General features: G+C 59.6%; 7 protein-coding genes. 2 read left to right on the forward strand and 5 right to left on the reverse strand.

Features of this window, described 5'->3' with window-relative positions; translation table 11 throughout:
- Nucleotides 1-1029: 1029 nt before the first annotated feature.
- Nucleotides 1030-1842 carry an aminoglycoside phosphotransferase family protein gene (locus tag AC630_RS39750; RefSeq protein ID WP_074123797.1) on the reverse strand — a complete coding sequence of 271 codons (813 nt, stop codon included), beginning with the start codon at nt 1840-1842 and terminating at the stop codon, nt 1030-1032.
- Nucleotides 1843-2109: 267 nt separating this feature from the next.
- Between AC630_RS39750 and AC630_RS39755 the strand changes: the two genes are divergently transcribed.
- Complete coding sequence (locus AC630_RS39755) at nt 2110-2310, forward strand: hypothetical protein (protein ID WP_074123798.1); 201 nt, start codon at nt 2110-2112, stop codon at nt 2308-2310.
- 606 nt (nt 2311-2916) lie between these two features.
- On the opposite strand, the gene AC630_RS46010 is transcribed toward AC630_RS39755, so the two are convergent.
- From AC630_RS46010 to AC630_RS48570, 3 genes are all read right to left on the reverse strand, one after another.
- Entirely contained in the window at nt 2917-3120 is a 204-nt protein-coding gene (locus AC630_RS46010; RefSeq protein ID WP_167561373.1) for a hypothetical protein, read from the reverse strand.
- Between the two features lie 529 nt (nt 3121-3649).
- On the reverse strand, nt 3650-5272 hold the full coding sequence (locus AC630_RS39765; protein WP_208867110.1) for an arylsulfatase: 1623 nt from the start codon (nt 5270-5272) through the stop codon (nt 3650-3652).
- Between the two features lie 194 nt (nt 5273-5466).
- Nucleotides 5467-6636, reverse strand: a complete 1170-nt coding sequence (locus tag AC630_RS48570) for a winged helix-turn-helix domain-containing protein (RefSeq protein WP_074123800.1) — start codon at nt 6634-6636, stop codon at nt 5467-5469.
- 161 nt (nt 6637-6797) lie between these two features.
- Between AC630_RS48570 and AC630_RS39775 the strand changes: the two genes are divergently transcribed.
- A complete protein-coding gene (locus AC630_RS39775) occupies nt 6798-7037 on the forward strand; it encodes a DUF1127 domain-containing protein (RefSeq protein WP_074123803.1) in 240 nt (79 codons plus the stop codon).
- A gap of 157 nt (nt 7038-7194) precedes the next feature.
- Here AC630_RS39775 and AC630_RS47560 read toward each other — a convergent pair whose 3' ends face one another.
- Nucleotides 7195-7479 carry a hypothetical protein gene (locus tag AC630_RS47560; RefSeq protein ID WP_502691591.1) on the reverse strand — a complete coding sequence of 95 codons (285 nt, stop codon included), beginning with the start codon at nt 7477-7479 and terminating at the stop codon, nt 7195-7197.
- Nucleotides 7480-7812: the final 333 nt, after the last annotated feature.

Genomic DNA, 7812 nt, shown 5'->3' on the forward strand with positions numbered 1-7812 from the left:
CCCTGGCTGTGTAGAAACACGAAAGATCGAAACGCAGCGAGAATTACATTCTTTATTTCGTGCTTTAAGTTGGTCGCGCTTGCGAGTTTGGGGGTTAAGAAGGTCGTGGACGAATAGCTTCTTCTATCGCCATCAAGCGCCTCGGCGTTTTCACACAGCCAAGGCCAACAGGGACAATCGTCCTCAGTGCCTAAGATAACCGCGACCGATCAACATCTAAATTCAAGCGCCCTTCCCAGACGCTCAATGTCCTCAAAGTAGCCTCTCGTCGGTCAAACAGCGACCATTGAGGACCGCCTTCGGCAGTCATGAATGAGGATACGTAGAGGCTCTCTGTCAGAGCTACGACGATTTCGGGCAGTCGCCCGACTACAGATAGATCCATGACAGCCTTATTGCGGAGCAGATCGAACGTCGGCTCCCACAAGGGCTCTTCGCTCCAACTTCCGCACAAGATCGACGCAGTGTCTTCAATACGCCAACTCCACTGGATCATCAGCCCAAACTCACCGCGTGGATTGCGAGGTGTTCCGTCGCGGCGGGTGCTCGTACTAGGTGTAAGCCGCCCGAACTCCAGAAAAATAGCCGAGCCGTAGCCTCACCAGAGATGGGACAGAGGCAGACCTATCAGCGGATCGCGAAATGTCTGCAAGACAGCAATACCATCACTGTTCAAGTTCAGCTCTCCGACTTTCCATCCGTAACGTGCGCATCACCCGTTCTAAGTTGGTGGCTTTCGGGAGTGGCCTTTGGGAGGCGCTCGATGGCGATGGAAGAAGCTATTCGTCCACGACCTTCTTAACCCCCAAACTCGCAAGCGCGACCAACTTAAAGCACGAAATGAAGAATGTAGTTCTCGCCGCGTTTCGATCTTTCGTGTTTCTACACAGCCAGGGTCAAAAGCCGGAGTCGTGATCGGCGACAATCATGGCCCCCTCTGACCCTGAAAGCGGACCAGGGCGGCGCTTCCGGTCAAGGACAGCTCAGGGCCATGAGCCGACCTATGGCGAATATGACACCTGTTGCGGTTCAACGATCCAGTTCGGCGGCGGCTAGCTCGGCAACGCGCAGATCGATCTCTGCCAAAGGATCTTCGTCACCAAGAAACCAAGCCGCCGACAATCCGGTCCACGCGAGAATCCAGCACAAGAGTCGCTCTCGTTCCACCTTCGCGACCTCGGTGATGACTTTCACGCGCGATGCGAAGCGGCCCGGCTCAGTCGCGACCGGACGGCTCGGATCGCTCAGGTCGGGATTGGTAAAGATGTTGGCGAAGTCGAAGCTGCGCTCGCCGACCAGGCCCTTAGGATCAATGGCGAGCCAGCCGCGCGCGCCAAAGTCGAGCACATTGTTGTGGTGCAGGTCTCCATGTAGCACCACGCATTCGCGCGGTTCGGCCAGCAGCGATTGCGCAGTCTCGGCGCGGCGAACAAGGATGCCCCCGTACTTTGCAGCCGCCGGCTCCAGTTCATGAAACCAGTGCGCCAGAGGGATCAGTTCGGGAATGGGCTTCGGGCGGGAAGCATGCAGCCGTGCGGCGGTAGCGCACAAGATACGGCAGGCTTCGTTATCGCGTCCCGCGCGGGCCATGTCGGCCAAGGAAGACGAGCCCAAGGCACGTTCCACGAGCAGGGCTGTATGATCTCTGGCCAAGACACGCGCGGCGCCTTCTCCTTCCCACCATTCCATCAGGGCGTTGCCGCGACATTCGTCCGTCTCAAGGGACACTTTAAGCATGGCAGCATCACCGAACCGCCGCACCAGAAGCAACTTGGCGGCCGGTGTCGTGATCGGATTGCCATCGGGGACCAAGCCCCAGCGCGTTAGGTAAGGCTCAAACATTGGGCACCTTGACGTATGTCCACTTCGGGGTCGCGAGCAGAACTAAACGATTGTCGCTGCCGCAATGTCGGCTTACGGAGCCACAAGCGGAGGTCAGTCATTCCCCAAAATAATATCCTCAAACTCAGGACTGAAGTGGCAAACTACCCCGGTAGCTTTTCCGCCACCGTGACCTTCGCCCGATACAAACGTCCGGAAGCTTCGCGATAGTAAGGGCCGCCAAATTCCCAGCGTCGCGGAGCGCAACTCTGTGTGAGGCGAGGAACCATGACACGCATATTCCAATCGCTGTTTTTCGTGTGTGGCTTGACCGGCCTGCTTCTGAACCTGGTTTTTATCATCGTGGCCTTCACGCGCGACGTACCGATCGAGACCTCGGCGGTCGAGACAGCGCTCGAGCTGCTCTCGGTCGGCGGCGTCACGTTCTTTGGATTGGGCGCTCTGATCCTTGGCGCCGAGCACGAATAGGATGGCGACTGATGAACAAGGCGAACAATAGAAAGCACCTCTTCAACCCCGGACAGTCCGGCAATCCGCTCGGAAGGCCACAGGGAGCCCTCCGCCTGCCCGCGCGACATCAGCTCCTTCCGGTGGATGGTGTTCGTCGATCTCGCGAAAGCGCAGGTCGGCGCCGACACCGAAGCAGTCGCGTAGCTGCGCCAGGGTTTTCGCTGCACGTCGGCCCAGGCCCAGAAGCAGACACTCTGTCGGAAGCACCTTGAGGTTGCAATCAACCTGCGTTCAGTGCATAATCACGCGATCCAAATTAGAAACGCCACCCTTGAGCGCGTGCAAGCTGCCTGTTTCGTGACGAGGTAACGTGTACGCATTGGGACGGCATGTCCGTCCTCGAGAGGACATGGTCATGACATTGTCGTCAAGCTTTGTCGCACCCTCAGCCGTCGCTGTCTTGTCAACTGTCTTGCTGTGCGGCCCGGCAGCGTCGCAAACCGCAACGGGCTCCGGCGCCCTGCTTCCCCCCGTCACGGTCGAAGCGCCGAAGCAGGTGGCGAGGCCACATAGGCCGAACCCGGTGGCAAACACAGTGGCATCTCGCCGGACATCGCCGACCGCTCAAACGCCATCGTCAACCGCTCGAACGCCATCGGCTGCGCCAAATTCAGTATTAGGGAGGCTTGCCACGCTGGAGAAAGCCAGCAGCAGTTGCAACGGTGGTTGCGAAACAAGCTTCAAATCCGGGAACGCCCCCTGGATTGGATGTAGCGAGTCGGGTGGGTATTTTTCAACTTTCTCGGCAACGTGCAGAGACACACTCACCTACAAATCCTACGCGGATTGCAAGGAGACCAAAGTGTTCTTGGGCTGGGACAATAATAGAGCCTGGTGGTATTGCACCAGCATGCTCGCGGGCGGGAAGTTTCAGGTCGCCGAACTCAAGCGATCAAGACGTCCGCGCTAGCCCATACCTCCCGCAGGCTTTCTGTTTCAGTTGAACTTAGGCCCTGATCTCGGCCCGAGCTTGCCGCAGGTGGCCGAACCTCGCCCACCGGTTGCTGCGCGCGTGCGGACAGCGGCCACGTCGCCACCGCCGCGCCACCCAGCGTGATGAACTCGCGCCGCTTCATTTCAAAATCCTGCCCTGATGCTCTTAACGGCAGCGCAAGCAATTTTTTTTGGCACGGCCCAAGCGGTCCGATGTCCGCTAATGGGCCCCATGAGCGGAAGTCGAAACACTCTCACAAAAGGGGCGGCGGCGAGCCGTTCCGTGAAGCCGACCCACTGCCGCCACTTGATACAATTCGCCAGCCGTTGGCTTGGCGGTACACAAGTTACTTCGTCAACGACATTACCCGCCGCTGCCCTTGATATTGGGCAGGTGTTTCATGTCCAGCAAGGGGACTGGATTTTCCGGGTGTTGCAGATCGGGTCTCCAATCGTTCGAGGCTCCGCCCGGAAGCCGCTTGATGCTTGGATAGTCAACGATCGACTTGTTGAACTCCATCACGACCGGGACGATGAGTGCCAAGACCCAGCCGTTGTCCTGTCCGGCGTACTTGCCTGGCGACTGCGTCGGCATACGTGCCGACATCGCGCCGTTGAACACCATGTCGTATTTCTCGAAAGGGTCCATCGTGAGATTGTAAACCGCACCGATCGCACCCAGGTTCTGCTCTGGGCCGAGCCAGGTGTCTTTAGCCGTCCATAGGTACTTCCACGCGATGCTGAGATCGGGGTTGCTGGGATCACCGCCGACATCTGCGCGCGCTCCCATGAAGTTTTCGCCGTCGACGTAAACCCACGACCGTCGTGCTGAGTGCTTCGCGCGACCGAGGATGTACTCGCTGTTGTCGATGCTATCGAAGTAGATTGGCCTGCCATTGTTGTCGGTCCATGCGCCGTGCGGCGGCGGGGTCAGGCCGACCATCTTGGCGAGCGTTGCCCAGCAGTCGATGTGCGACATCATTTCATCGTACTTTGCGCCGGCAGGGATTTGCCCGGGCCACCACATCAAGCCGGGAACGCGCCAGCCACCTTCAAACGCCGTGCCTTTTTCGCCTCTGAAAGGCGTCGTGCCGGCGTCGGGGTAGGCATCCTGCCATGCACCATTGTCCGCCGTCACGATGATAATCGTGTTGGGCGCCTCCGCGCGGATCGTGTCCATGACCCGCCCGATGTCGTCATCGAGTTCGAGCAACGAATCCGAATAATCCCCCAACCGGGACTTCCCTGCGAATTTTGGCGCAGCATTCGTCGGGTTGTGCATCTTCATGAAATTGACGTCCATGAAGAACGGCTTCGAGTCCTTGGCGTGCTTCTTAATGTAGTCGATCGCGTAGTCGGCCTGCCGGACGTCGAAGTTGGCCAGGTAGTCGTAGGTAATGTATTCGCCTCTCTTGGCCGGTTGCCCCGCAACTCCCTCCCACTCGTACATGTTCACGACGTCGAAATACGCTTTCGCAAGCTCTGGGTTGTACGAGGGAAACCACGGATGGAACCACTTGGACGTGTCGGCATAAGTGTAGACGCCCGGATAGTACGCGGCGAACGCCTTCATCTCATCGAAGCCGTGCTCGATTGGATAGGCCTCGGGCTTGTCACCGAGATGCCACTTGCCGGAAAAGTACGTCGAGTAGCCGTTCTTTTGAAAAAACTCGGCGATGGTCGGCGTCTCTTTTTTGAGCGCATTCTCGTCGCCCGGAGCGACCACGATCGAGAGCGCCGAACGGATCGGAATACGCCCGGTCATGAACGAGGCGCGGCCCGCCGTGCAACTTGCTTGACCGTACCAGCTCGTGAACGTCGCGCCTTCCTTGGCGATCCGATCGATGTTTGGTGTTGGATGGCCGAGCCCAGCGCCGCCCCCGCTATAGGCACCGAAATCGTTCCATCCAGTGTCGTCCGTCATCAGCATGACGACATTGGGTCGCTTCTGCTGTTGCGCGGACGCCGGCAGGTTCGTCACCGCCATAACGGCGACGCCCGCTAGCAGGCCACGCCATATTGCGTGTCTACTTTTCATGGTCAGTTTCTCCGTTGGGGTTACCAGATAGTCTGGAGAGTCCAGCCCGAGATGACGTTTCGCGCTATGCGATTTCGGCAGGCTTGTTTGCGGATTGTGGTCCCCGCGGAGCTGCAACCCGGCGATGAAGCCGAAATGTAAAATCAGGACGTGCCTTCTGCCGCAAGGCCATTGCCTTCGCGCGCCTTTTCCATCTGTCTCGTCGGCTGGTAAGCCGAGATCAGACCTATGTAAGCCTGAAAGTCCGCGCCGGTCATATTTAACGAGCGGCTACACTGTTCGATGGCCTGCTCATATTGACGGAGGTGCAGGTGTGCAACGCAGAGAAGCCGCGCCGTGATGTTATCCTGCAAGACGGCCAGATGTGTTCGCTCGCCGTCGAACCGATCTGACCAGACGTCGCGGGCGGTCTGTAGATCGGTCAGCGATACGTTGATCCGCACCTGGTCTCCGTTGCGCCTCACCGCGCCGTGTACGGCCCAGCGGATGCCGAGATCCGTCCCGAGCTGCTTCAGGTCGACCGACTTGTTTCTGTAGGCAGAGGCGGTCTCGCGTCCAACAACGAAAATGGCGGGCGTTCGCGCGAGACCGGTCGTCAACTCTGTCGTGACGGCGTCGGCAAAGTGGTCCTGCTCCGGATCGTTGTTGAGGTTGGCGAACGGCAACACGACCAGAGAGAGACGGGGCGCGATCTCGGGCCTGACAGTCGGTTGTGCCTGGATCCTTCGAGCTTCCCGAACGACGTCGGTACGGATCGTCTTCCAGACATTCCAATAGCCGATAAGGCCGCCGGCAATTGCGCCGAAAGTGGCAACCCACGCCAGCGCCCCGCCGACGAGCTTCATACGACCTCTGTAGTGACCCAGCCAGTCATGGGATCGCAGTTTGACAACGACTTTTTCAGCGGGATCTGGCACCGAAACCGTCGCCCTCCCGGCCTCGCATGCAAGCTTCGACGATTCTGCGAGGGCGCCTGAGACCACGGCGGCGCCTGGGCGCCGATCCTCAACGTGTACAGCGGCAACGAAACGAAAGCCTTTTCGTGGAAATGTCTTGATAAGACGTTGTTGGCCGCCGGAGTCGCCGATCGCGCGTCGGACGGCGTTCAGCCGCGTCGTCAGCGCCGCATCGGATACGATCCGGCCGTTCCAAATCGCGTTGACGAGATCGTCCTTGCTGACGACGCGATCCCTGCTGCGGATCAGATATTCGAGCAGATCGAGAACCTGTGGCGTCGTCGGCACAACATCGGGCCCGCGCCGCAACTCGCGCCGGTCGGTGTCCAACGCACAGTCCGCGAAGAAATAGCGCATGGCACCATTCCCCAGGGCTAGCCCTCTGTCCCCGGAGAGCGCGGCAGCGATCGTCGGGCGAGAATAAACCCTCGGTAAGGAAAATGTAAGCCGAATATCAAGCGTGCCCGGTCATGGTGTGGCAGCGTCGTGCCGGTGGATCAATCAGCGGAGTTACCGCGATGAGCACAACCTACGACCCAATTGGATTGCCACGGACCGTCGCACCGGTCAGAACCATCGGATTTTTTGAGAGATTTCGGGTTGCGTTTCGAAAATGGCGCGCGCGTCGAAAGGTACACGCGACCTTGTCCGGCCTCAGTGACTGGGAGTTGCTGGATATCGGCACCACGCGCGCCGAGATCGACTATGTCGCCTCGCACCGGGATACCGACCCCCGGGGGATCCTGTCCGGCGAATAGAACCAGAATCTGCCAACGGACGGGTCGTCGGCAACTATTGCAAGCCGCACAAATCCGGCACGGTGATGAACGCTATGCAGTGACGCCGGCGAGAGCGTAGCGGGTCACGAACCTGGGGCCGCCTGTCGCCAGAGTTCGTGATCCGCAAACAAGCCCGCTACCGGCGTACGCCAACGCGATTGACGCCCCCGTTCAAATTGGTTGGGCTCGCCGTGCGAGCCCGGACGGCAGCGCGCGCCACGGGACGCGGCCGAAGCACGACGCCGGCCCTGGCAACGCAACTGGGCGGATAACCAATATATTGGCAATATACGACCGCCCCGGCTGGCGTCGGATTGAGTGTAATACCCGCAACCCCCAGGAGAACGCTGGCCGCGATTCCTGCAACTGTCACTGACTTGATCGAGAGGTGCTTGCTCCGGCACATGGTGATCCTCCTCATCGCGCTGACGAACAAACTTGGTGATGCGGCCGCGCCAGTCGCGGCTGGCGACAACGTGAGCGCCGGAGGCAAGGTGATGTTGACGTAGATCAACGGTGGATGCCGCGGCGGGCCGGCGCGGTGCACCTGATCGGGCGGATGAAGCAGGTCTCGACATCGTCGCGGGGCCGCCCTGCCCTTGTGGCGGGCATAGCGGTCTCGCCCTAGCAAGTCGGCGAATGGCCGATTTTGTTGCAGAAGTCGGTAGGATCGACGCTCTCAGCCGAGGCTGAGATCTGAAAATTTGGGCTCGCGATCTCTCGGCCGCCTGCCCGGCATGGGCTGCGGAGACGC

This window comes from Bradyrhizobium sp. AS23.2, from assembly GCF_001908185.1.
Taxonomy (GTDB): Bacteria; Pseudomonadota; Alphaproteobacteria; order Rhizobiales; family Xanthobacteraceae; genus Bradyrhizobium.

Bases quoted from the DNA above. Each gene is read 5' to 3' on its own strand.
- AC630_RS39750 (WP_074123797.1), bottom strand. From the start codon at position 1,842: ATGTTTGAGCCTTACCTAACGCGCTGGGGCTTGGTCCCCGATGGCAAT.
- AC630_RS39755 (WP_074123798.1), top strand. From the start codon at position 2,110: ATGACACGCATATTCCAATCGCTGTTTTTCGTGTGTGGCTTGACCGGC.
- AC630_RS39765 (WP_208867110.1), bottom strand. From the start codon at position 5,272: ATGGCGGTGACGAACCTGCCGGCGTCCGCGCAACAGCAGAAGCGACCC.
- AC630_RS48570 (WP_074123800.1), bottom strand. From the start codon at position 6,636: ATGCGCTATTTCTTCGCGGACTGTGCGTTGGACACCGACCGGCGCGAG.
- AC630_RS39775 (WP_074123803.1), top strand. From the start codon at position 6,798: ATGAGCACAACCTACGACCCAATTGGATTGCCACGGACCGTCGCACCG.
- AC630_RS47560 (WP_502691591.1), bottom strand. From the start codon at position 7,479: ATGAGGAGGATCACCATGTGCCGGAGCAAGCACCTCTCGATCAAGTCA.